This is a genomic window from Flindersiella endophytica, from assembly GCF_054779015.1.
In genome coordinates this window covers 450,400-471,368 of sequence record NZ_BAAGYY010000019.1, presented here as the reverse complement: position 1 = coordinate 471,368, position 20,969 = coordinate 450,400, and the positions used below count along the sequence as shown (strand labels likewise).

At 69.8% G+C, this 20,969-nt stretch carries 22 protein-coding genes; 8 read left to right on the top strand and 14 right to left on the bottom strand.

Going from position 1 to position 20,969, the window contains the following annotated elements; all coding sequences use genetic code 11:
* Positions 1-274: 274 nt before the first annotated feature.
* The gene (locus ACYVF6_RS22865) at positions 275-1,297 is read right to left on the bottom strand and encodes a DUF418 domain-containing protein (protein ID WP_460524512.1); all 1,023 of its coding nucleotides are present in this window, start codon (positions 1,295-1,297) and stop codon (positions 275-277) included.
* 120 nt (positions 1,298-1,417) lie between these two features.
* On the opposite strand from ACYVF6_RS22865, the gene ACYVF6_RS22860 reads away from it, so the two are divergent.
* Together ACYVF6_RS22860 and ACYVF6_RS22855 are read left to right on the top strand one after the other, a co-directional pair.
* The gene (locus ACYVF6_RS22860; RefSeq protein ID WP_460524511.1) at positions 1,418-2,596 is read left to right on the top strand and encodes a sensor histidine kinase; all 1,179 of its coding nucleotides are present in this window, start codon (positions 1,418-1,420) and stop codon (positions 2,594-2,596) included.
* A complete protein-coding gene (locus ACYVF6_RS22855; protein ID WP_460524510.1) occupies positions 2,593-3,246 on the top strand; it encodes a transcriptional regulator in 654 nt (217 codons plus the stop codon). The genes ACYVF6_RS22860 and ACYVF6_RS22855 overlap by 4 nt, the downstream gene beginning before the upstream one ends.
* Before the next feature lie 11 nt (positions 3,247-3,257).
* Here ACYVF6_RS22855 and ACYVF6_RS22850 read toward each other — a convergent pair whose 3' ends face one another.
* The 4 genes from ACYVF6_RS22850 to ACYVF6_RS22835 form a co-directional block, all read right to left on the bottom strand.
* Positions 3,258-4,283, bottom strand: coding sequence for a 6-phosphofructokinase (locus ACYVF6_RS22850; protein ID WP_460524509.1), 1,026 nt, complete (start codon positions 4,281-4,283; stop codon positions 3,258-3,260).
* 89 nt (positions 4,284-4,372) lie between these two features.
* Positions 4,373-5,044 (bottom strand): response regulator, encoded by a 672-nt coding sequence (locus tag ACYVF6_RS22845; protein WP_460524508.1) that lies wholly within the window; start codon positions 5,042-5,044, stop codon positions 4,373-4,375.
* Between the two features lie 796 nt (positions 5,045-5,840).
* Positions 5,841-7,028, bottom strand: a complete 1,188-nt coding sequence (gene macS / locus ACYVF6_RS22840) for a MacS family sensor histidine kinase (protein WP_460524507.1) — start codon at positions 7,026-7,028, stop codon at positions 5,841-5,843.
* Between the two features lie 6 nt (positions 7,029-7,034).
* A complete protein-coding gene (locus ACYVF6_RS22835) occupies positions 7,035-7,841 on the bottom strand; it encodes a lysophospholipid acyltransferase family protein (protein ID WP_460524506.1) in 807 nt (268 codons plus the stop codon).
* A 145-nt stretch (positions 7,842-7,986) separates the two neighbouring features.
* Between ACYVF6_RS22835 and ACYVF6_RS22830 the strand changes: the two genes are divergently transcribed.
* Positions 7,987-8,808, top strand: coding sequence for an alpha/beta hydrolase (locus ACYVF6_RS22830; RefSeq protein ID WP_460524505.1), 822 nt, complete (start codon positions 7,987-7,989; stop codon positions 8,806-8,808).
* Positions 8,809-8,810: 2 nt separating this feature from the next.
* Positions 8,811-9,701, top strand: coding sequence for a hypothetical protein (locus ACYVF6_RS22825; RefSeq protein WP_460524504.1), 891 nt, complete (start codon positions 8,811-8,813; stop codon positions 9,699-9,701).
* A gap of 19 nt (positions 9,702-9,720) precedes the next feature.
* On the opposite strand, the gene ACYVF6_RS22820 is transcribed toward ACYVF6_RS22825, so the two are convergent.
* Positions 9,721-10,536, bottom strand: a complete 816-nt coding sequence (locus tag ACYVF6_RS22820) for a TrmB family transcriptional regulator (protein WP_460524503.1) — start codon at positions 10,534-10,536, stop codon at positions 9,721-9,723.
* Positions 10,537-10,629: 93 nt separating this feature from the next.
* Here ACYVF6_RS22820 and ACYVF6_RS22815 point away from each other — a divergent pair, with 93 nt between their 5' ends.
* Both ACYVF6_RS22815 and ACYVF6_RS22810 read left to right on the top strand, forming a co-directional pair.
* Positions 10,630-11,064, top strand: coding sequence for a DUF2000 domain-containing protein (locus ACYVF6_RS22815; RefSeq protein ID WP_460524502.1), 435 nt, complete (start codon positions 10,630-10,632; stop codon positions 11,062-11,064).
* Between the two features lie 47 nt (positions 11,065-11,111).
* Positions 11,112-11,561, top strand: coding sequence for a hypothetical protein (locus ACYVF6_RS22810; protein ID WP_460524501.1), 450 nt, complete (start codon positions 11,112-11,114; stop codon positions 11,559-11,561).
* Positions 11,562-11,572: 11 nt separating this feature from the next.
* Here ACYVF6_RS22810 and ACYVF6_RS22805 read toward each other — a convergent pair whose 3' ends face one another.
* From ACYVF6_RS22805 to ACYVF6_RS22785, 5 genes are read right to left on the bottom strand one after another with little or no spacing between them, the layout of a single operon-like run.
* On the bottom strand, positions 11,573-12,424 hold the full coding sequence (locus tag ACYVF6_RS22805) for a carbohydrate ABC transporter permease (protein ID WP_460524500.1): 852 nt from the start codon (positions 12,422-12,424) through the stop codon (positions 11,573-11,575).
* Positions 12,421-13,287: a carbohydrate ABC transporter permease gene (locus tag ACYVF6_RS22800; RefSeq protein ID WP_460524499.1), complete on the bottom strand. Its 867-nt coding sequence runs from the start codon at positions 13,285-13,287 to the stop codon at positions 12,421-12,423. Before ACYVF6_RS22800 ends, ACYVF6_RS22805 begins: the two co-directional genes overlap by 4 nt.
* A 2-nt stretch (positions 13,288-13,289) precedes the next feature.
* Entirely contained in the window at positions 13,290-14,654 is a 1,365-nt protein-coding gene (locus tag ACYVF6_RS22795; protein ID WP_460524498.1) for an ABC transporter substrate-binding protein, read from the bottom strand.
* Between the two features lie 23 nt (positions 14,655-14,677).
* Positions 14,678-16,000 (bottom strand): ADP-ribosylglycohydrolase family protein, encoded by a 1,323-nt coding sequence (locus tag ACYVF6_RS22790; protein WP_460524497.1) that lies wholly within the window; start codon positions 15,998-16,000, stop codon positions 14,678-14,680.
* 8 nt (positions 16,001-16,008) lie between these two features.
* Positions 16,009-17,037 carry a LacI family DNA-binding transcriptional regulator gene (locus tag ACYVF6_RS22785; RefSeq protein ID WP_460524496.1) on the bottom strand — a complete coding sequence of 343 codons (1,029 nt, stop codon included), beginning with the start codon at positions 17,035-17,037 and terminating at the stop codon, positions 16,009-16,011.
* A gap of 99 nt (positions 17,038-17,136) precedes the next feature.
* Here ACYVF6_RS22785 and ACYVF6_RS22780 point away from each other — a divergent pair, with 99 nt between their 5' ends.
* Positions 17,137-18,177, top strand: coding sequence for a helix-turn-helix transcriptional regulator (locus tag ACYVF6_RS22780; RefSeq protein WP_460524495.1), 1,041 nt, complete (start codon positions 17,137-17,139; stop codon positions 18,175-18,177).
* Here the strand turns inward: ACYVF6_RS22780 and ACYVF6_RS22775 are convergent.
* Positions 18,123-18,521: a VOC family protein gene (locus ACYVF6_RS22775; RefSeq protein WP_460524494.1), complete on the bottom strand. Its 399-nt coding sequence runs from the start codon at positions 18,519-18,521 to the stop codon at positions 18,123-18,125. The two genes, ACYVF6_RS22780 and ACYVF6_RS22775, sit on opposite strands and share 55 nt — an antisense overlap.
* A 60-nt stretch (positions 18,522-18,581) precedes the next feature.
* Complete coding sequence (locus tag ACYVF6_RS22770; protein WP_460524493.1) at positions 18,582-19,451, bottom strand: endonuclease/exonuclease/phosphatase family protein; 870 nt, start codon at positions 19,449-19,451, stop codon at positions 18,582-18,584.
* 64 nt (positions 19,452-19,515) lie between these two features.
* Between ACYVF6_RS22770 and ACYVF6_RS22765 the strand changes: the two genes are divergently transcribed.
* Complete coding sequence (locus ACYVF6_RS22765; protein WP_460524492.1) at positions 19,516-19,905, top strand: RidA family protein; 390 nt, start codon at positions 19,516-19,518, stop codon at positions 19,903-19,905.
* 23 nt (positions 19,906-19,928) lie between these two features.
* Here ACYVF6_RS22765 and ACYVF6_RS22760 read toward each other — a convergent pair whose 3' ends face one another.
* Positions 19,929-20,960 carry a Gfo/Idh/MocA family protein gene (locus tag ACYVF6_RS22760; protein ID WP_460524491.1) on the bottom strand — a complete coding sequence of 344 codons (1,032 nt, stop codon included), beginning with the start codon at positions 20,958-20,960 and terminating at the stop codon, positions 19,929-19,931.
* Between the last annotated feature and the right edge of the window lie 9 nt (positions 20,961-20,969).

The window sequence follows — 20,969 nt, the reverse complement described above, 5'->3', positions numbered from 1 at the left end:
CCCCTTCCCGACACTCAGCGCCTCCGGAGTGGGCGACGGATGCGGCGTCGGCGACTGAGTAGGAGACGGCGAGAGCGACGGCCTCGAGCTCGAGGACCGGGTGGCCGTTGCCGGAAGGCGCGAAGGCTGATCCCGCTCCGGCCCCGAACAACCTGCGGCCAGGCCGCCGGCGGCGAGGATGATCAGGCCCGCGACGACGATTCCGGGACGCGAGGTTGCCGGGTCACGACGAGTCGCGCGAACTTTACGCATCCGCCCAGCATGCCGGTGCCGGTCAGGGAGTGGTCCCAGCGGCTGACCAGGCGATCACCTCCTGTCCGGAGCGCTTGCGGAACGCCGGGCGGCGCGCCCAGGTCGCCCAGCGCCAGAGCCACTCCAGGGGCCCTTGCCGGAAGCGCCGAAGCCAGAGCGTGGACCACACCCACTGGGAGGTCAGGACCGCGCCGGCGATCAGGAAGATGGTCGCCGACGGCCAGGTCTCCGGCCGGCCGTCGAGGAAGCGCGTGATCGCCAGGACGAGAACCGTTGCGGTGAGGTAGTTGGTCAGCGCCATCCGGCCGAGTGGTTCGAAGATCGTTCTCAGCACGGCCCGGAGCGGTGACTGAAGCAGGACCAGCAGCGCACAGACGTAGACGCCGGCCGTCAACAGCCCGGCCGCACCGAACACGCGCTGGTCGGCTGTGTGGCCCTGGAGCCATCCGAGCGGGATCGCACCGGCGAGCAGGAGCAGCCCCACGATGGCCGGGATCCAGGTCGGGCGCTCGATCCGCTCGATCACGCCGTATCGGGTCAGAGTCGAACCCAGCAGGAACAGGCCCGGTACCAGCGCGACGTACCCACCGCCGACGGCGAACGGCACGGCGAGCAGGACCGCCGTCAGGCCCACGGCCGCCCAACGCGGCAGCCAGGTGGACGGCAACAGGACCACGAGACCGACGACCGCGTAGATGGCCAGGATGTCGCCCTGCCACAGCACCAGGTGGTGCAGGGCTCCGAGACCCAGGAGTACGAGAAGGCGGCGCAGCAGGAGCAGCCTCGGCCGGGGCGTCCGGGTGGAAGCCGAGTCGAGCAGCAGGGAGAAGCCGATCCCGAACAACAGCGAGAAGATCGGGAAGAACCGCTGGTCGACGAACATCCCCTTCCAGGGGTATTCGACCGGCGAGTCGGTCACGATGGCGACGCCCCGGTTGGCGATCGGCTGGATGTTGGCGAGCAGGATCCCGCCGAGGGCGAAGCCGCGGAGCACGTCGAGCGCTGCGATCCGCGGGCGGTCGGCGGAGGTTGTTCGTTCTGGCATGGCGCCCAGCGTGCGGATCCCGCCAGGCGCGCGGCATCGGGCGAAAGCAGGGTTGGCACCTGGCAGGACCATACTTTCGGCTGGTTCTGCGCAGACCGGGCATCTCGTAGCCTGAGCGGTGTGAACGTGAGGAACTGGCTGCTCGGCGCCGCGTTCGCCGTCGTGCTGTCCGTACAGGCCGTCGCGATCGCGACGAGCTGGGGCGGCGCGTACTCGATCTTCGACTGTGCCGTGGCCGCGGTGGTGTGCGCACTCGCCCTGGCACGCGGACGTCACCTGGCCGGTACGGCGGCCGCTGGGCTCCTGGTCGCGGCGGCCGCGATCGTGACCGCCCAGCTCGCCGGGCTCCCGACCGAACCGGGGCCCGCGACGGCGCTCGGCCTGGCCGTACTCACCGGCTCGGCGGTCCGGTGGCTTCGGCCCTGGCCCGCCGGCGCGGTCGCGGCAGGCGGACTCACGGTGGTCGCCGGCAGCTTCGCCACGGCCTGGCCGCCCTCGTCCAGCGCGGTGCCGACGCTGAGCGCGCTGGCCTGGACGGCCGCGATCGTGGGTGGGCTCGGGCTGCGGCTGCTCGCGGTCCGGCGGCGGGCCGCCACCGATCGGGTTCGCAGGGAGGAGCGCCTCGTCCTGGCTCGCGAACTGCACGACGTGGTGGCCCATCACATCACCGGGATCGTCGTCCAGGCGCAGGCGGCGCAACTGACCGCCCGGAAGCAGACGTCGCAGCCGGGCCAGCTGGACGAGGCGCTCGACGCCATCGCTCGCGCGGGCACCGACGCACTGGCCGCGATGCGCCAGGTCGTAGGACTGCTCCGCGACGCCGACGACGCCGTGCCCTCCTCATCCGAACCGGAGCAGCTCAGCGATCTGGTCGAACGCTTCAGAAGCAACGGCCGCGAGGTTTCCCTCCGGCTTCCGGGCGACGACACCTCGGACTGGCCGGCGGAGGTGACCAGCACGATCTACCGGGTCGTCCAGGAAGCACTGACCAACATCGCCAAGCACGCGCCGCAGGCCGGCGTGGTCGTGGTCAGCGTCGCCCGGACCGGCCCGGGGGTCACCGTGGAAGTGACCAACGACGGAACGGGAACGACCGCGCTGCACCGCGCCTCGGGCTACGGACTGATCGGCATGCGCGAGCGGCTCGAGGTGCTGGGCGGAACACTGCGGGCCGGGCCACTGGCCGGCCAGGCGGGCTGGTCCGTCGTCGCGACGTTGCCCCGGCTCGAACGCCCCAAGCCGGCCGCCCGCGCACCAGCAGCCGCGGCTGAACTGAGCGCGGGCGGCCGCGACAGATGAGCACGACGATCAGGGTTCTGCTGGCCGACGACCAGGCGATGGTGCGCAACGGGCTGCGGCTGATCCTCGAGAACCAGCCCGACATCACCGTGGTGGCCGAGGCGGCTGACGGTGTCGAGGCGATCGAGCAGGCCCGCCGGCTGCGGCCCGACGTCTGCCTGGTCGACATCCGGATGCCACGCCTCGACGGCATCGAGGTCACGCGGGCGCTGGCGGGCGCGGACGTCGCGGATCCGCTGCGGGTGGTCGTGGTGACCACGTTCGACCTCGACGAGTACGTCTACGGCGCGTTGCGCGGCGGCGCCGTCGGCTTCGTACTGAAGGACGCCGGCCCAGCTCTGCTGGTCGAGGCAGTCCGTGCGGCCAGCACGGGCGACGCGCTGATCTCGCCGTCGATCACGTTGCGGTTGTTGCGTCATCTGACCGCGGCGAAGGCGCCCACAAAGCAGTTGGCCCGGCCCCTGACCGAACGGGAGACCGAGGTCGTCCGTTCGATCGCCAGGGGCCGGACCAACCAGGAGATCGCAGCCGAGCTGTTCATCTCACTGAGCACAGTGAAGAGTCACGTCGCCGGTATCCAGGCCAAGCTCGGCGCCCGTAATCGCGTCGGGATCGCGGCCTGGGCCTGGGAGAACCAGCTGATGACCTGACGGGCTCAGGCTCAGCCGAAGAGCACACCGGCCTCGGCGTACAGCTCCGGCGTGACCAGCTTGAGCTCCTTGGTGGCGTCCGACAGCGGCGCGCGCACGATGTGCGTGCCACGCAGCGCGACCATCTTGCCCCAGTCGCCGTCGTGTACGGCCTCGATCGCGTGCAGGCCGAAGCGGGTCGCCAGCCAGCGGTCGAACGCGGTGGGCGTGCCGCCGCGCTGGGTGTGGCCGAGCACGACCGCGCGCGCTTCCTTGCCGGTGCGCTTCTCCAGCTCCTTGGCCAGCAGGTCACCGACGCCGCCGAGCCGGACGTGGCCGAACGAGTCGAGCTCCTGGCTCTGCAGCGCCTCTGCGCCTTCCTTGGGCAGCGCACCCTCGGCGACCACGAGGATCGGCGAGTAGTTCGTACGGAAGCGGCTTTCGACGTGCTCGACAACCTTGTCCAGGTCGAATGGCACCTCGGGGATCAGGATCACGTTGGCGCCGCCGGCCATGCCGGAGTGCAGCGCGATCCAGCCGGCGTGCCGGCCCATCACCTCGACGACCACGATCCGGTGATGCGACTCAGCCGTCGTGTGCAGCCGGTCGATCGCCTCGGTCGCGATGTTGACCGCGGTGTCGAAACCGAACGTGAAGTCGGTCGCGCCGAGGTCGTTGTCGATGGTCTTCGGCACACCGACGACCTGCACGCCGAGCTCCGAGAGCTTGGTCGCGACGCCGAGGGTGTCCTCGCCGCCGATCGCGACCAGCGCGTCGACGCCGTTGCTGGCGAGGTTTTCCTTGATCTTCTCTACGCCGCCTTCGACCTTGAAGGGGTTGGTACGCGATGAGCCGAGGATGGTTCCACCGCGCGGAAGGATTCCGCGCACCTGGGGCACGCCGAGCTCCATCGTGACGTTCTCCAGCGGACCGCGCCAGCCGTCACGGAAACCCAGGAACTCGTACCCGAACTCAGAGGTGCCCTTCCGGACGACCGCTCGGATCACCGCGTTCAGGCCGGGGCAGTCTCCACCACCGGTGAGCACACCTACACGCATGGACAGCCCTTTCAAGAACCGCAAGGGAATTCAACGGCTCCGAGCGTAGCGGCGCCGAGTAACGAGAGTGCAGGTGGGCGGGACCCCGATCAGGCTGGACCTTGGTCCTCATCGCTCGGGTCGTCCAGCCCCGCACGCAGGGCGTACCTGACCAGTTCCACACGGTTGTGAAGCTGGAGCTTGCGCAGCGTGTTCTGTACGTGGTTCTGCACGGTGCGGTGCGACAGCACGAGGCGCGCGGCGATGTCCTTGTACGACAGGCCCTTGGCGACCAGCCGCAGCACCTCGGTCTCACGTTCGGTGAGGCCGGGAGCTTCGGGCTCCTCGGTCTTGGGCGCCTCGGCGAGCCGGCGGAACTCCCCCAGCACCAGGCCGGCCAGACCGGGAGTGAAGACGGCATCGCCCTCGGCGGTACGCGTCACGGCCTCGAGGAATTCCTCCCGCGACGCCGACTTCACGAGGTAGCCGGTCGCTCCGGCCTTGACCGCGGCCAGGACGTCTTCGTGCTCGCCACTGGCCGATAGGATCAGTACGCGAGCGCCCAGCCCCGACTCGACCAGCTGCCGGGTCACCTCGACGCCGCCGATCTCGGGAATCTGCAGGTCGAGCACGACCACATCGGGCTTGGTCGCCTGCGCGCGACGCAACGCCTCCTGACCGCCACCGGCCTCGGCGATCACCTCGAAACCAGCTGCCGTCAAGTCCGCGACAACAGCCGACCGCCACATCGGGTGATCGTCAACCACCATCACGCGCGTCATGCCAGAACCTTACGCATCGCGCAAGCCTGTCCGTCAAGATCAGCTCCTCCCCAACCGCGCTCTTGTCGCCGACAGTGATCAGAACATCGCCCCATCAGCAACCGGGAGGCGGGCTGCGGTGGCGGAACCAGGATGGCGGACGCCAGCGGCAGGCGCGGGCCGGCGGCTCAGGCCGGCGCCGCAGCGATCGCGCGCTCACGCTGGAGGGACACACCAGCGACCCGCGGAGGCCAGCGAGGGCGGGCCGACGGGCACAGGCCGACGCGATGGCGGGCTCGGGCGGAGGGCCAGGAAGGCAGGCTCAAACTGGCACGCCGGGGCGGCGGCGCAGGCCCGCGGGCTGCGGGGATAGGCGCAACCGGCCGGCGGGGCAAGCCGGATGCAGCGGTGGCGGGTTCGAGCGGCCGGCTCAGGCGGGCGACGCCGGGCGGCGGGCGGTGGGGCACGTACAGGCCCGCGGTGCTGCGGCGATGGCCGCAACCAGCCGGCGCCGGGCGGCGGGTGCAAGCCGGGGCAGCGATAGCGGGTTCGAGCGGCCGGCTCAGGCGGGCGCACGCGCGGCGGGCGTGCCTCGGCGGTGGCAGGCAGAGGCGCGGGCCGACGAGCCGCCGCGGTGGGGCAACGGCCGGCCCAGGTCGACAGGCCAAGCTGGCGCCACAGCGATAGCGGCTCAAGCTGGCGGTGCTGCGGCGGTGGCCGCAACCAGCCGGCGCAGGACGGCGCGTTCAAGCCGGGCCCCAGCGACGGCGGGTTCGAGCGGGCGGCACGCGGGCGCGCGCGCCACAGCGGTGGCCTCTCAGGAGCGGGGGGTGCTGCGCGGAAGGCGCAGCTCCCACTCGGTGCCGGCCCCCTCCGAGGTGTGCAGCGTCGCCGTTCCGCCGAGGTCGGCCATGCGGCCGCGGATGGAGCGGCTGACTCCCATGCGGCCGGACGCGGCCGCCTCCCGCAGGCGCCCGGAGGCGATGCCCGGCCCGTCGTCGCGGATGCTGATGGTGACAGCGGCGCCCTCGTCCTCCAGGAGGAGGTAGACCTTGGCTCCCGGCGCGTGTTGCGCCGCGTTGTCGAGGGCTGCCCGGACCGCCGCGACCAGCTCAGAAGCGACCGCGGACTCCAGCAGAACCGGTCCCGCCGGCGCCGCGATCGACACGGAGGGTCCCGCCGAGCCCGCGGAGTTCGCGAGCTCCGACAACAACCGTCCCACGTTCACCAAGCCGCCCGGGTCGGTCTCGCGTTCGCCCTCGGTCTGTTGCGGTTTCCCCTGCACCAGCGCCCGCAGCTTCGACTCCTGCTCCCCAGCCGCCCGTGCCATCTCGGCACCCGCCGGCCCCAGCTCCGGCCCTCGCCGCTGGACGTACGACAGCACCTGCAGCACCCCGTCGTGCACCGCCCGCGCCAGGCGTTCGCGCTCGGCTGTGCGGGCGGCCAGGCCGGCGAGGTACGCGCGTTCGGCCGCCGTCTCGCGCAGCAACGTCGCGAGGTAGCCAACGACCGTGCCGGCCATCAGCAGCAGGAACGAGTTGCCCAGCACCGTGGCGTCGCGGTCGGTACGGATCCAGATGTCAGGGATCTCCAGCAACACGGCGGAGATCGCGCCCGCCAGCCAGCCCTTGTGGATCGCCCAGGCCAGCACGGGAGCGATCACCCAGTACGACGCGACCGTCGCCTGGGTGCCGCGCAACGCCCCGCTCTCGACGTACGGCGTGACGACCAGCGCTCCGACCGCGATCACGAAGTCGAGGCTCAGCACCCACCAGCGCCGCCGGCCAGGTGAGTCGTACGCCCAGGTCACGACCAGCGTCCAGACCGCGACGGCAGACAGCACCATCCAGCCGGTCAGCGGACGCGAGAAGGCGCGCCAGTTCATCGTGTCGATGATCACGGCGTGCGCGAGCGTGACGAACCGCAGGACGGCGAGCGCGCGCCACATCGTGCCCGCTACATCAGCCTCGTCGGAGTGGCGGAGTTCTTCGGGAGGAGAGGCCATCGGCCGCTAGCCGGCCTTGCGCGCCCCGGATGCGGCGTCCGCGTCCGGGCCCCCGGGCGCGTCCGGATTGTCCGGACCGCCCGCCGAGGAGTCGGACTTCGCCGAGGTCAGGCCCCGCAACGTGAGCGAGCGCTTGCCGGACTGACCGTCCTTGGCCGACTGGGCGTAGACGTCGACGTACTCCTGCCCCGACAGCTCCATCAGCTCGTACATCAGCTCGTCGGTGATGGACCGGAGCACGAACCGGTCGTCCTCCATGCCTTCGTACCGCGAGAAGTCGAGCGGCTTGCCGATCCGCACGCCAGGACGCATCAGCTTGGGGATGGCCTTGCCCGGCGGCTGGAGCGTGTCGGTGCCGATCATCGCGACGGGGATCACCGGTGCGCCGGACGCCAGCGCGAGCCGGGCCACGCCGGTCTTGCCTTTGTAGAGGCGGCCGTCGGGCGAGCGCGTGCCCTCGGGGTAGATGCCGAACAGCTCGCCGCGTTGCAGCACCTTGAGCCCGGAGTTGAGCGCCGCCAGGCTGGCCCGCCCGCCGGAACGGTCGATCGGGATCTGCCCGATGCCGCGGAAGAACAGCGAGGTGAGCCGGCCCTTGATGCCCCGGCCGGTGAAGTATTCCATCTTCGCCGGGAACGTGATCCGCCGCTTGACGACCAGCGGCAAGAACACCGAGTCGGAAAACGAAAGATGGTTGCTGACCAGGAGCGCCGGGCCCTGGGTGGGGATGTTCTCCAACCCCTCGACCCACGGCCGGAAGATCGCCTTGAGCAGCGGGCCCAGGGCGAAGACCTTGAGGAACCAGTACAGCAACGTGTAGTCCTTTCGTATCTGTTGCGAACCTTAAGCCGCGATCGGGCGGAGGGCAACGTCCCCGCACCTGTTCCGGCGGTCAAAATGGAGCGGTCCGGTAATCTCGGTGCCACCCAGGACAGCGCAAACGCGAGGGAGTGTTCCCGTGCGGATCCAGCCACACGCCGAGCCGCTGTTCGCCGGTTCCGGCCCGACCGGAGTGGTGCTGTCGCACGGCTTCACCGGCTCACCGGCCTCGATGCGGCCATGGGCCGACGACCTCCTCGCCGCCGGCTATCGCGTCGCGGTGCCGCGGCTGGCGGGTCACGGCACCGACTGGCGCGATCTCAACCGCACCGGATGGCAGGACTGGTACTCCTCGGTCGAGCGCGCCTACCTCCGGCTGCGCGAGGAGTGCGACGTCGTTGTCGCCGGCGGGCAGTCGATGGGCGGCGGCCTCGTCCTGCACCTGGCGGCCCGCTACGGCCGTGGGCTCGACGGCGTGGTGCTGGTCAACCCGTCGCTGGGCAGCACCGACCTGCGCCTGCTCGCGCTGCCGCTGATCCACCGATTCGTACCCTCGGTCGCCGCGATCGGCGGCGACATCCACAAGCCGGCGACCGTCGAGTCGGCCTACGACCGGACGCCACTCACGGCGCTGCTGTCCCTGACCCGGCTGTGGAGGACGGTTGCCGGGGAGCTGCCCGACGTCAAGCAGCCTTTGCTGGTCTTCCGTTCGCCGCAGGACCATGTGGTCGACGGATCCAGCCTGCGGCTGCTGCGGTCGCGGGTCGGTTCCCGGCAAATCGAGGAGCACGCGTTGCCCGACAGCTACCATGTCGCCACGCTCGACTACGACGCGCCGACGATCTTCGCCGAGACCCGGCGGTTCATCGCCCGGCTGCGTCAGGAACGAACGGGAGCGGCCGACAGCGCACCAGCGACGGTCGTGCCGCAGGCGCCAGGCACCCAGGCGACAGGGAGGTAGAGATGCGCGGCAACGGACTCGAGGCATCGTCATACGTCGCGATCGCCGACCTGGATCCCCGGGTCGCCGACAACATGCTCGAGATACTTCGCGAAGCCGGCGTGGCGGCCTACGCCGAGCCGTGCCTGCCTCAGCAAGGACTCCTGCTCGAGGTCACGCTGCCGCCGGCGCCGCTGGACCGGCTGCACGTCGACCGCGAGGAGGCGCTGCGGGCCCGGCAGATGTTGCGCGAGCTGCTGGCCGCATCGGGCGAGTCCGGGAGCGCACCCGGGACCGGATCGGTGTCCACCGGATCCGGTGAGACGGCGAAGCCGGAACGTCCGACCGCCGAGGCCGGCGCCGGGGACGACCCCGACCCCGAGCTCGAGGCTCGCGTCGACACGGCCGGCGCGGCTGGACCGGCCGGAGACCGAACTCCCGAAGACGACGACCTGATCTGGGCACAGATCGTCGAGGCGTACGAACGCGAGTCGAAGGACCCCGTCAACCCCTGGCCCGCGGTCGAGGACACCGACGACGACGGCGACTCCGAAGGCTCCGACGACTCGGGCGGCGGGACGGCCCGCGGTCGCGACAGCTCGGACTCCGCCGCGGGTTCGACCGAGGCCGAGACGGAGGCCGCCGACAGCGAGACGGCCACGACTGTGGAGCAGGAACGCTATGTCCCTCCCCCGCCGCCGCCGCTGCCCAAGCTCGACCCGATCACGAAGCTGTGCTGGGGTGTCACGCTGTCCGGCCCGGTGCTCATGTTGCTCGCGGCCTTCGCCGGCGGCTACGTGCCGGCCTGGTTCCTGCCGCTCGGCGTGGTGGCGTTCGTCGGCGGCTTCGTGGCCCTGGTCTTCCGCATGCGCGGCGGCCCACCCGACGAGTCCGACGACGGCGCCGTCGTCTAGGCCGGGTCCGAGTACGCGCCTAGTGCGTCTCGCTCTGGCCGGGCGTGCCGAACTTCGTCCGCAGCTTGATCAGGCCGGGCCCGAACGTGGCTTCCAGCACGTCGTGGTGAGCGGCCAGCATCTCCAGCTTGTAGAGGTCGTGCTTCACCAGCTCGGTGATCGGTACGACCAGCGCCGGATGGCTGGTCCAGGCCGCGCGGCTGTCGACGCCGCTGGACACGATGCCGGCGACCACCTCGCTGTTGTCGGCGCTGAGCACCAGCCACCGGCCGCCCAGGCCGGCGGTCACCTCGTCGGTCGACGGGTGGGGGTAGACCTCGGCGAACGGCAGCCGCGGATCGCCGTACGCGACGACCGTGATCCGTACTCCTCGGCCCGCCGCCTCGGCGAGGTCGGCACGTAGCTCGTCGGCGTCCGGAGCCCAGATCTCCAGCATCAGGCGCTGCGAGCTGTCCCGCACCAGCTGCCGGGCGCGGTCGAAGATCGGCCCACGGCCCTGGATGTCCCAGATCGCCGCGTCGCCGCCGACCTGGACCGCGTGGTTGGCCAGCGCCACCTCCGCGGCGTCGATCCGGCCGCTCAGCTCGTCGCGCCAGCGCTCGATCAGCTCGCTCGGCTGAACCGGGCCGTACAGCTTCGGCTCGGAACTCGCGACGTGCACCGCACCCTTGCTCTCCAGCGACGCCAGCACCTCGTAGATCTTCGCCCGCGGGACGCCGGACCGCTTGGCCACGCCGTAGCCGGACGACGGGGACTCCTCGAGCAGGGTGAGGTAGGCACGCGCCTCCCACTCGGTCATCCCGAGCGCCTGCAGGTGTTCGACGGTCGTCGTCAACGCGTTGTCCTCCGGCTTGACGTTGCTGGGGCACTACCCTACTCTCTCATCCGTAACCACAAAGGTGGCTACGTCAAAGGAGCCACCTTTCCAGTGACGGAGGTACGCGTGTCCGGTCCAGAGCACAAGCTGGCGATCGTCATCGACCGGGAGCTTCCCGGAGGGCTGGTCGCCAACACCGCGGCCGTCCTCGCGATGAGCCTCGGCAGCCGGCTGGAGCACGTGATCGGCCCCGACCTGAAGGACGCCGACGGCAGTCCACACCTCGGCATCACCACGCTGCCGATCCCGGTGCTGGTCACCGACCAGGCGGAGTTGAAACAGCTCCGCCGCCGCGCGCACGACGCAGCGGACGACATCCTGCTGGTCGACTTTCCCGACTGCGCGCAACGCAGTCGCACCTACGACGACTACTCCGAACAGCTGGAAGCGTCCGGCGAGGGAGACCTCAGCTACCTCGGCATCGCGCTGTTCGGCCCACGCAAGCCGATTCAGAAGCTGACCGGCAGCCTGCCGCTGCTGCGCTGAGACACCAGGTCGCTCAGTCCTGAGATCAGTACCGCCGCATCTCCTCGATGCTCCATTTCCGGGGCGTCGCCGCCTCGACGCTGTTCGCCAACTCGGTCCTGGCCTGGTCACGCTCCCGCCGGGGCTCCACGCGCTCCAGCCGGGCGCATCTGGCCAGGCGATTGTCGCCAATTTTGTCGACCATCCGCGCGACGCGATCGTCAACGATCCCCGTCGACAATCCCGCCGACAATCCCGCCGACAATCCCGTCAACAATCCCGTCAACAATCCCGTCGACAATCCCGTCGACAATCCCGCCGACAATCCCGCCGACAATCCCGCCGACAATCCCGCCGACAATCCCGCCGACGAACCCCGTCAACAATCCCGCCGACGAACCCCGCCGACGAACCCCGCCGACGAACCCCGCCGACGAACCCCGTCAACAATCCCGTCAACAATCCTCAGCACAGGATTGGCGACAATGTTCGTGACACGATTGGCGACAAGCCTGTAGACGGTCGTCCGCTAGATGCCGCCGAGCCCGGACGCCGTGATGCCCTCCACGAATCGCCGCTGCAGCGCCAGGAACACCAGCAGCATCGGCGCCAGCATGATGAGCCCGGCCGCGCTGATCAGCGGATAGTTCTGGCTGAACCCCTGCTGGAACGAGTAGAAGCCGGTCGCCACCGGAAGGTACTCCTCGCTCTGGATGAACGTCACCGCCAGCAGGAACTCGTTGTACGCCGACAGCGCCGTCGTCAGCGCGATCGTCAGGAAGCCCGGCCACGACAATGGCAGCACGATCCGGAACAGCACCGTCCACTCCCGGGCGCCGTCGATCCGCGCGGCCTCCTCGAAGTCGCGCGGAATCGCCACCATGAACGAACGCAGCAGCAGCGTCGCGAACGGTGAGAACACCGCCCAGTAGATGACGATCAGCCCGATCGGGGTGTCGTAGATCCTCAGCTTGGTCCACAGGTAGAACAGCGGGATCAGGAACAGCTGGATCGGCAGCGAGCCGCCCACCAGCAGGTAGACCAGCACGGCGCCAGAGCCCGGCAGGTCGAGCCGGGCCATCGCGTACGCCGCGCAACCCGAGATCACGCAGACGCCGGCGACCGTGCCCGACACGATCAGCGCGCTGTTGGCGAATCCCACGCCCATGTTGGCGGTCTGCCAGGCATCGACGAAGTTGGACCACCGCCAGCTCGTCGGAAAGCCGAGCGGGTTGGAGCCGAGCTCGGCCTGCGACTTCAGCGCGCTGAACGCGAAAATCACCAACGGTCCAAGGGAGAACGCGGCCAGCAGGCTCAGCACGAGATAACGTACGCCACTCATCGGCCGCTTCACCCGAACGCCGGCACCGGCAGCACTCATACCTCCCACCTCCGCGTCCGTTTCAGCAACAGGTACGCCGAGACCACGACCAGGCTGATGCCGGCCATCACCACGCCGATCGTCGCGGCGTAGCCGGCTTCGTGCTCGGCGAACGCCGACTTGTAGAGCAGCGTGCCTAGCACTTCGGTCGCGCCCCCCGGCCCGCCCTGCGTCAGGATGTAGATGTAGTCGAAGATCAGGAACGACCAGATGATCGTCATCAACGCGAGGAAGACCACGGTCGGCCGGATCGACGGCAGCGTGACGTACCGGAACTCCTGCCACGCGCCGGCGCCGTCCAGCCGGGCCGCCTCGTACAGCGACGGGCTCACGCCCTGCATCGCGGCCAGGTAGACCACGACCAGGAAGCCCCACCACTGCCAGTTGTTGACGAACGCCACCGACGGCAGCGCCAGCGAACCGTCGCCGAGAAAGTTCACGCGCAGCCCGTGGTCCGGCGACAGCAGGTTCTCCCACACGGCCGAGGAGACGACGGTCGCGACGATGTACGGGATGAAGTACGCGATCCGGAACAGCATCTGGAACTTCCGGATCCGCGACAGCAGGTAGGCGCCGAACAGGCCCATCGCCATCGGGACGATGAGGAAGAACACCGTCCACCAGACGTTGTGCACGAACGCCGTCGCGAACGCCTGGTCGCTGAACAGCCTTCGGTAGTTGGCCAAACCGGTCCAGTGTGCCGCACCCACGCCGGACCAGTCGGTGAACGAGTAGTACACGCTCGCCACGCCCGGACCGGCGATCACCAGCCCGTTGACGACCAGGAGCGGCAGCATGAACAGCCAGGCCACCAGGGCCCTTCTGCGGCTCAGCGTTGCCCCGGCTGGGTTCTTGGCGGCCATGGTCACTCGCTCGAGGGCTTGGGGATGGGCGGGACCTTGCCGGCCTTCAACTCCTCGCTGAACACCTTCTGCAGGCCGGCGCAGTACTCCTTCGGCGTCAGCGCTCCGGTGATGACGCGGTCCATCTGCTCGTAGATGTAGACGTCCGACTTCGGCGGCCAGAACGTCCACGTCACGTAGCCGAAGTGCTTGGCCTCGGTCAGGGCGACGTACAGCCGCTTGATCCGCGGATCGACGTCGGCCGGGAAGTCGTCGTCGGCGTAGTTCAGCGGGTACGGCTGGGCTGCCACCGCGGCTACCGCCTTGCCCTGCCGCTTCGGATCGGAGAACAGCCAGTCGATGTACTCCGCGGCCTGGTCCTTGTGCTCGGAGTCGGCGTTGATGGAGAACGTGCCGCCGACGGCCAGCGCGTAGGTGCCGTCCGGCACGTCGCTCCCGAACGAGGGGATCGGCGCCCAGTCCCATGCCTGGGCCTTCGCACCACTGGTGCCGAAGAAGCGCTTCATCTCGTTCAGTGCCCACGAGCCGGTCAGGTCGAGCGCGACCTCGCCCTTGACCAGCCTCGCGTTGAGCGTGTCGAACCGGTTGGTGAAGTACGTCTTGACGCCGCCGCCGAACCAGCCCTTCTGGAAGTAGCTGTCGAGCAGGGTGATGGCGTCGACGAACACGGGATCGGTCCACGGGGTTTCGCCTTTCAGGGCGGAGTAGACCGCCTCCGGCCCGGCGAAGTGGGTGAAGAAGATGGAGACGTACCACTCCGTCGCGGGCTTCCAGTCGGCGTTGCCCGCGAGCACGGGTACGAGGCCCTTGCCCTTGGCCTCGGTGCACAGCGCCTCGAAGTCCGACCGGTTCGCCGGTGGCTTCCAGCCGTGCTTGTCGAGCGTGTTCTTGTTGTAGAACATCGCCATCGTCTCGAAGGAGTTCGGCAGGGAGTAGAGCTTGCCTTCGACCTTGCCGGACTCGAACGCCCAGCCCTGCACCTTGCCGGACCAGTCGTACTTCTTGGCGTACGCGTCGAGCGGCGTGAGCTTGCCCGCGTCGATGTATTCCAGTGCGTACGACGGCCCGCTGGTGAACACGATGTCCGGCCCGCGCCCGGACGCGATCGCCGTCTGCTGCAGGCGTTCCAGGTTCGCGTTGTCCTTGACGGTCAGCTTCACCTTGAACGGGTGGTCCTGGTTGAACGCGTCGACGAAGTTCTTCGTGTGGTACTTCCGCTCCTCGTCCGACGGGTACGAGGTCCACAGCGAGATCGTGTTCTCGTCCTGGCGGGTGGCCGATCCCTGCGAGCACGCGGAAACCGCCGCGAGCGCCAGCGCCTGTCCACCCAACGCGAGGAATCCCCTACGGGTTGTCGAGCTCGGCATCGCGATGCCTCCAAACTGCTTCCCTAGTTGGCGAAGTTCTGTGTGAGCTTGATCGTGCGCTCGGCGAGCTCCGAGATCCGCGAGCCGTCGAAGCCGAACAAAGCGCTGCGCAGGCGGTCGTGCAACGGGTCGACCCAGTTGCCGGGGATGCCGGAGCGCCCGGCCCAGATTCCGGCCACCGAACCGGCCGTCGCGCCGTTGGAGTCGGTGTCGAGCCCACCGAGGACGGTCAGCGTGATCGTCTTGGTGAAGTCCCCCTCGCCCCACAACAGCCCGGCCGCGATGACGGCCGCGTTGTTGATCGTGTGCACCCAGCTGTAGTAGCCGTAACGCTCGTGGATCTCGGCGATCGCCGTGTCCCAGTCGAGCCCGCGCTGGTGCATGTCGAGCACGTCGCGCAGCGCCTCGGTGAGGCGGGACAGCGGAGGTACGACGATCAGCGACTGCTCCAGCGCACCACGCGGGTCGCTCGTGGTGAACGCGACGGCGACCAACGCCGCTGCCCACATCTCGCCGTAGATTCCGTTGGCCACATGGGAAAGCGCCGCGTCCTGGTAGGCCAGCCGGGCCGCCGACACCGGGTCGCCAGGATAGACGTAACCGAAGATGTCGGCGCGGATCTGCGCGCCGATCCATTCCCGGTAAGGGTTTCGGTAGGTCGCGGTCTGCGGCGGCCTGAGCCCATGGATCAGGTTGCGGTACGCCACGCGTTCGGCGGTGTAGGTCTGGCCGTACGGCAGCAGGTGCAGCCACGATGTGGCGACGTGCTCCGGCGTCAGGCCTGGCCCGTGGGTCTCGAGTAGGTGCAGGCCGAGCACGGTGTAGTCCACGTCGTCGTCGCGGGAGCTGCCGTCGACGCGGCCCCGGGTGGTGCCGACCCAGTTGTCCCTGAGCTCGTAGCCGTCCGGCATCGGGTCGATCACCGGGAAGTAGTCGTCGAGCGGCCAGGCGCCGGCCAGCTGGAGGTACGAGCGCAGGTGCGCCGGCGTCCAGTGGTCGCCCCACTCGACCGGCTTGCCGAGCATGTTGCCGGCGACCCGCCCCGCCCAGGCGCCATGCACCTTCTCAGCGAGCTCCTTGTCCGGAAGGGATCTGAGCGCGATGGTCGCCGCCGGCAGCTCCAGCTTCGCCTCGAGCTGGTCCCAGGCCGTCGGCTCGTCGTACGACCAGCCTTGCGGCGCGGGCAGGGCGTCCAACTCGTCGAGCAACGCGGCAAGCGCGGCCGGGTCCTCGCGGTCGACTGCGGCGAACGCGGCTTCCTGCGCGGTGACGTCGTATCCCGTCTCGCGGCGCTGGTCGAGCTCGTTCTCGATCAGGTCGCTCAGCTGGATGGCGTCATGGGGCATGTGGCCTCCTAGTCAGACGGTTGCTCGGCGGACCGTTCTGGACAGCCGCACGAGCCTCGAAGGATCAGCTCGACAGGGAACACCTCATGGACCGGCTCGGCGTCGTCGCCGGAGACCAGCCCGAGCAGGATCGAAAGAGCTCTGGCGGCCATCGCACGGACGGGCTGCCGGACCCCGGTGAGGGACGGAACGGTGTACGCCGCGTCGACCACGCCGTCGAACGACACGATGGCCAGGTCGTCCGGCACCCGCAGGCCGAGCTCGTGGGCGGCGCGCAGCGCGCCGATCCCCTGCTCGTCGGCGGCCGCGAACAACGCCGTCGGGCGGTCCGCCGTGGACAGGACGTCGAGCGCGGCTCGGTAACCGGTGTTGCGGTCGAACGCGGCCCGGACGACCAGCGAACGATCCGAGGCGAGCCCGGCTTGACGTAGCTGACTGGACCAGCCCCGGCGGCGTTCGGCGGCCGGGGAGAACTTCGACGGTCCGCCGAGGAACGCGATCCGCCGGTGGCCGTGCTCGATCAGGTGCTGCGTCGCCACCCGCGCGCCGCCTCGGTTGTCGGCGGTCACGCTGCTGGCGTTGAATCCTCGTACCCTCCGGTCGAGTACGACGGTGGGAATCCCGGAGCGGACCAGTTCGTCGACGCAGTGGCCTGGCTGGCCGGCCGAGATGTAGAGCAGGCCGTCGACGCGGCTCTCGACGAACGTACGCACGTAGACCAGCTCGCGCGCGGTGTCGCCGACGCTGTTCCCGAGCACGACGGTGTATCCCTGACCGAACGCGACGTCTTCGATGTCGCGGGCCAGCTGGGCGAAGTAGGGGTTGGAGATGTCCGGGACGATCAGCCCGAGCACGCGGGTTCGTTGTGCGCGCAGGGATCTGGCCACGCCGTTGGGCCGGTAGCCGAGCTGTTCCACCGCTGCGAGCACGCGCTGTCGGGTGGCTTCGGACACAGGGCGTGGACCGTTGTTCAGTACGTAGCTCACGACCGCCGTCGAGGTGCCGGCGAGCCGCGCCACGTCGTCTCGGGTGACCACGTGCACTTCCAGCTTCTACACGAGTTGTCTACTCCAGTAGAACCCCACCCTGGAACGCGATCCGGAGCAGCGTCAAGGTGACCTGGCGGGACGTGGCCGGTGTCGGCCGACTTCGAGGCTGCGATGTCGGTGGTCTCGGCGAAGCTGTTCGGTATGCGAGCAAGCCGGCTGGTGTCGATCGTGCTGTTGTTACAGGCGCGCGGGCGGATGACCGCGCGCGACCTCGCCGAGGCGCTCGAGGCCTCCGAGCGCACGGTCTACCGCGACATCGTCTCCCTGAGCGCTGCCGGGGTGCCGGTCTACGGCACGCCGCGTCGCGATGGCGGGTTCCAGCTCGTCGGCGGCTATCGCACGCGGTTGACCGGGCTCACCGAGCAGGAGGTCCGCACGCTGTTCCTGGCCGGCGTGCCTGCCGCGGCGGCGGCCCTCGGCCTCGGTACGGAGGCCAACGCCGCGAGGCTCAAGCTGCTGGCGGCGGTGCCGGCGACCGGCCGCGACCACGCCGAGCGGGTCCACCTCGACCCGACGCCGTGGGGCGAGGTCGCCGATCCCGAGCCGTCGCTCCCCCTGCTCCACCAAGCTGTCTGGAACGACCGGCTGGTTCGCGTACGCTACGGCACGTCACCGAAACCGTTCACGATCGCGCCGCTCGGCCTGGTGTGCAAGGGCGCGAGCTGGTACCTCCTCGCGCTGCGCCGGCGCGAGCCGCGCACCTATCGTGTGTCGCGGCTGGGAGAGGTCACGCTCGACGACCGCACGTTCAGGCGGCCGGACGGCTTCGACCTCGCGACGCACTGGCGGGCCGCGTCGCAGGCCTATGCCGAGACGTTCGCGCGTACGACAGTGCGGCTGCGGCTACGCGGCGGTGCGCTGGACCGCGCGACCTGGGTGCAGGCCCGGTCCCGGACGATCGGCGCGCCGGACGGCGACGGCTGGACCGACGTCGAGTTGGTTCTGGAAGACGCCGACAACGCGCTGACCGTGATCCGCGTCCTCGGTGACGAGGTCATCGTCGTCGAGCCGGAAGGTCTGCGCCACCAGGCGATCGCGATGGCGCAGGCCTTCCTCGACGCCAACGGCGCCAGTCACACGCCAGGGGCGCAGAACACGTTTCCCTCGGGATCGGCCATCACCCAGTGAACCGGCTGGCCGGGCGCGTCGATCCGCTCCACCCGGCGGGCACCCAGCCGTTCCAGTCGCGCGGTCACCGCCTCGAGCTGCTCGCGGGTCGGCTTCTGGTCCGGTGGGAAGCCCACGTCCAGATGGAACCGGTTGCCCTGCGGACTTGCCGCGCCGTGCTGGACGTGCTGGTTGATGCCCTGGCACACCAGCAGCGGCCAGGCGCCGCCCGGGCCCTGCATCTCCACCCAGCCGGGCGAGTCGTCCACGATCTCGTAGCCGAGCACCGCGGCCCAGAACCTGGCCAGCCGCTGCGGATCGGTCGAGTCCAGTACGACGCCACCCCAGTGCGCGCCATTCTCCATCGCAACCTCCTCTTTCGGGTCGAGGCTGCGACGCTAGACCGCGCTCACTGCCATCCTCTGTCAGGGAACCTCGACGACGGCCAGCACCGGAAGATGGTCGGTCGCCCGCAGCAGGTCGGCGCGGATCGACGGCGCGTCCGGCACGCCGTACTCCTTGACCTCGAAGTGCTTCGTCAGCAGGATCGCGTCGATCCGGGCCTTCGGCGTGCCCACCGGAAACGTCGGCGGGCGGTCGGCGCCGTCCAGCGGGTCGGTGAAGCCGGCCTCGCCGAACGCCGCCCAGCCGGCGGCTTCGGGCGTCTCGTTGAAGTCGCCGGCGATCAGCGTGGGCTCGTCGCCGAACGAGCGGCCGGCGGCGACCACCTTGCGTACCTCCGCCGCCCGCCGTCTCGGGTTGAGGCCGAGATGGAAGCCCACGACGCCGAACCGGCCCTCGTCCAGGCCCAGCCGCGCCGACACCACGCCCCGGATCGGGTCGCGCCAGGGCTGCCAGATCCGCGACTCGCGTACGTCATGGACGTCGATCCTGGGCGCGACCAGCAGCAGGTTGCCGCCACCCGTCCGCCCGCCCGCGGTGTAGAGCAGCTCGCACTCGCGCGCGAACGCCGCACACCGCGACCGCCAGCGGAGCACGCTCGGCGCCTCCTGTACCACCAGGACGTCCGGCCGGCAGTGCCGTACGACACGGGTGAGCGCGGCCACGTCGTCGCGCAGGCCACGCACGTTGTAGGACAGGACACGAATCTCTGGCACGAACCAGAACGCTATATCGGTCGCCTGCGAACGATCCGGGCGAGGTCCGGAATCGGATACCACCGAGTCGACCGGGACGATGTTGATCGTGGCCTCTGGATCGACTTGCTCGCCGGCCACGAACGCCGGGCTGATGTCGTGGAAGCGTTCGGTTACGACAACCCGCCGACGCGACATGGGGGATGATGGCAGGCCGAGGTGGACGGCCACATTGGACCAGAGCCGACTGGCAGGAGTGCGGATGACGTTCAGCATCGAGCCGATCGACCCGGCGGGCCTACCGGAGTCGACGGCGGCCTATACGCACGGCACCGCCGTCAGCGGAGCCCAGCGGATGGTGTTCGTCAGCGGCCAGCCGCCTTGGTCGGCGGACCTGCCGCTACCCGAGTCGTTCGAGGACCAGTGCCGGCTGGCGTGGCGCAACGTCGAGCGCGTGCTCACCGAGGCGGGAATGTCGCTGCGCAACCTGGCGAAAGTCACCATCTACCTGGCGGATCGGGAGCACCGGGCGGCCAACAGCCGGATCCGCGCCGAGATCCTGGGCGACCATACGCCCGCGCTGACGATCATCATCACCGGCATCTACGCCGAGGAGTGGCTGCTGGAGATCGAAGCCGTCGCGGTCGCCTGAGCCGTCCGCCGTGGCCCTCTGCCCTAGTCCGAAGAGGTGGCGTAGAGATCGGGGCGGGTGGCGAGGCTGACCGTTGCCGGGCGGCCGGTCTCCAGCGCGTCGACGCCGGCGGTGGCGATCGCTGTCGCCGCATAGCCGTCCCAGGCGGTTGGGCCGCGTTGGTCGCCGGCTGCCGCGCCGCGGACCCAGTCCTGGAGCTCCAGGCGGTAGGCGTCGGCGAAGCGGTCGCGCCAGTCGGTCGCGATCTCCGCCGCCACTCCGCCCGCTCCCCGGCCGACCACCCCCACGGCGCGGTCGAGGCTGAGCGTGCCCGTCTCTCCCACCAGCTCGCAGCGGACGTCGTAGCCGTAGCGGCAGTTGACGAACACCTCGACGTCGACCAGGACGCCGGATGCCGTCTCGGCGACGATGAGCATCGGGTCGTCGGTGCCTCCGACGACGAGCGACGAGCGCCGGCCGTGGTGGACGGTGATCCGGGTGATCTCGTCGTCGAGCAGCCAGCGCGTGACGTCGAACTCGTGTACGGCCGACCCGTTGATCAGCTGCTCGCTCGCGGTGTCCGGCCGGGAGCTCGCGTTGCGGTGCACGCAGTGCAGCATCAACGCCCCGCCGAGCGCGCCCGAACACAGGCTCGCCTTCAGCGACGCGTACCCAGGGTCGTAACGCCGCATGAAGCCGACACTCGCCAGCCGTCGCCCGCGGTCGACCTCGGCCGCGACGATGCGCAGCGAGCCGTCAGCCGTCGGCGTGAGCGGCTTCTCGCACAGCACGTACTTTCCCTCACGTACGCAGGCCAGCACGAGCTCCTCGTGTGTGCTGTCCGCCGACGCCACGACCACCGCGTCGATGTCGGGGTCCTCGACCACCTTCAGCGGATCGTCCAGGATCCGTACGCCGGTCAGCCCGGCCGCCTCGACCGCGGCCTCCGCGCGGCTGGTGTCGAGGTCGGACACCGCCGCCACCTGAGCACCCGCGACCGCGGTCGCCAGCGTGCGTACGTGATCGGCACCCATCACGCCTGTGCCGATCACACCAATCCTCACCATGTCGTTCATAAGCGCCGC

Excerpts from the sequence above, each read along its gene's own strand:
- ACYVF6_RS22865 (WP_460524512.1), bottom strand. The coding sequence starts at position 1,297 with ATGCCAGAACGAACAACCTCCGCCGACCGCCCGCGGATCGCAGCGCTC.
- ACYVF6_RS22855 (WP_460524510.1), top strand. The coding sequence starts at position 2,593 with ATGAGCACGACGATCAGGGTTCTGCTGGCCGACGACCAGGCGATGGTG.
- ACYVF6_RS22850 (WP_460524509.1), bottom strand. The coding sequence starts at position 4,283 with ATGCGTGTAGGTGTGCTCACCGGTGGTGGAGACTGCCCCGGCCTGAAC.
- ACYVF6_RS22845 (WP_460524508.1), bottom strand. The coding sequence starts at position 5,044 with ATGACGCGCGTGATGGTGGTTGACGATCACCCGATGTGGCGGTCGGCT.
- macS (WP_460524507.1), bottom strand. The coding sequence starts at position 7,028 with ATGGCCTCTCCTCCCGAAGAACTCCGCCACTCCGACGAGGCTGATGTA.
- ACYVF6_RS22825 (WP_460524504.1), top strand. The coding sequence starts at position 8,811 with ATGCGCGGCAACGGACTCGAGGCATCGTCATACGTCGCGATCGCCGAC.
- ACYVF6_RS22810 (WP_460524501.1), top strand. The coding sequence starts at position 11,112 with ATGCTCCATTTCCGGGGCGTCGCCGCCTCGACGCTGTTCGCCAACTCG.
- ACYVF6_RS22805 (WP_460524500.1), bottom strand. The coding sequence starts at position 12,424 with ATGAGTGCTGCCGGTGCCGGCGTTCGGGTGAAGCGGCCGATGAGTGGC.
- ACYVF6_RS22800 (WP_460524499.1), bottom strand. The coding sequence starts at position 13,287 with ATGGCCGCCAAGAACCCAGCCGGGGCAACGCTGAGCCGCAGAAGGGCC.
- ACYVF6_RS22795 (WP_460524498.1), bottom strand. The coding sequence starts at position 14,654 with ATGCCGAGCTCGACAACCCGTAGGGGATTCCTCGCGTTGGGTGGACAG.
- ACYVF6_RS22790 (WP_460524497.1), bottom strand. The coding sequence starts at position 16,000 with ATGCCCCATGACGCCATCCAGCTGAGCGACCTGATCGAGAACGAGCTC.
- ACYVF6_RS22775 (WP_460524494.1), bottom strand. The coding sequence starts at position 18,521 with ATGGAGAATGGCGCGCACTGGGGTGGCGTCGTACTGGACTCGACCGAT.
- ACYVF6_RS22770 (WP_460524493.1), bottom strand. The coding sequence starts at position 19,451 with ATGTCGCGTCGGCGGGTTGTCGTAACCGAACGCTTCCACGACATCAGC.
- ACYVF6_RS22765 (WP_460524492.1), top strand. The coding sequence starts at position 19,516 with ATGACGTTCAGCATCGAGCCGATCGACCCGGCGGGCCTACCGGAGTCG.
- ACYVF6_RS22760 (WP_460524491.1), bottom strand. The coding sequence starts at position 20,960 with ATGAACGACATGGTGAGGATTGGTGTGATCGGCACAGGCGTGATGGGT.